At 68.9% G+C, this 1172-nt stretch carries 1 protein-coding gene; it reads right to left on the reverse strand.

Annotated elements, in window-relative coordinates:
* Positions 1-16 precede the first annotated feature (16 nt).
* Positions 17-1095 (reverse strand): IS630 family transposase gene (locus IE294_RS50290; RefSeq protein ID WP_435858246.1). Its coding sequence is split into 2 segments (ribosomal slippage): positions 17-594 and positions 594-1095, totalling 1080 coding nucleotides; the frame shifts between segments, so codons are not numbered across the junction.
* Positions 1096-1172: the final 77 nt, after the last annotated feature.

Here is a 1172-nt window from a genome sequence, read left to right on the forward strand (position 1 = left end):
TACTGACTTCGGCTGGTCAAGGTGACGTTGGATCGCTGAGGGTCAGACCGGTGCCTGCTATGAAGCCGTCGAGGGTCTCGGGCCGGTACTGGAGGCGCTTGAGCCGGTTGCGTACGAGGGCTTCGAGTCGGTCGAGGGCGACTACGGCGAGGTTGGCCAGGCTGCGTTTGACGTGCGCCCATACCCACTCGACCGGGTTGAGGTCGGGCGAGTACGCGGGCAGCAGGAACACCGTCAGCCACTCGCGCTCGGCGATCAGCTCACGCATGACGCGGGAGATGTGAGTGTTCAGCCGGTCCCACACCAGCACGATCGGCGCCTTGACGAGCTGGTGGACGCCGTCGATCAGCGCGATGAAGTCACGCTCACCCATGCTGCGGCGCTTGCCCGGGCCCGCTCGGTGGGTGCGCAGGCGGTGGCACAGCCGGGTCCGGGAGCCAGGCCGCATGGCGATCAGCCCGGCCACCGACAGGCGCCCCGAGCGGCGGCCGCTCACGGTTACGACCGGGGTGCGGCCGCGCCGGCCCCAGGTGCGTCCTTTGGGCGGCCGACGGGTGAACCCGGCTTCGTCCTCGAAGCAGATGTAGCCTCCGCAGGCCGCCCGGGCTCTTTTACCTCAGCCCAAGTCCCCTCCTTCCACGCGGTCATGGCCTGCTCGTCGCGCTCGGCGACCCGCCGTACGGGGACCTGCGGGCTGAAGCCGAGCCGGTGCATCAGCCTCGTCGCGCCGGAGACGCTGTAAGAGACGTGAAACTTTCTGCCGATCAGCGTGGCCACCCTCGCCGCGGTCCACACCTGGTCCTCGACCCAGCCGTGCGCGGCCGGACCCTGCTCCAGATACCCGGCGAGCTTCTCCAGGCAGCGCGGGGACAGACGGCACCGGGATCCACTCGGGCCGCGGGAGGCCAGCGCCTGCTCGCCGCCGTCCCGCCACAACAGATGCCATTGGTAAGCCGACTTCGCACTCACCCTCAGGCGCCGTGCCACCTCCGTCGGCTTGATCTTCTGCTCGAACAGCTCAGCCGCCTGCATCCGCACCGTCTCCCGGCGCTGCCGTCCCGCCGGAGTCAGCCCGCCTCCATCCGCATATCTCACACACCACGGGATACAGGCACCGCTCCACGCCCATCAGGGACTTCGCGAAGATTCACCCTGACGAGCCGAAGTCAGTA

It is taken from the genome of Streptomyces canarius (genome assembly GCF_014650735.1).
Lineage (GTDB): Bacteria > Actinomycetota > Actinomycetes > Streptomycetales > Streptomycetaceae > Streptomyces > Streptomyces olivaceoviridis.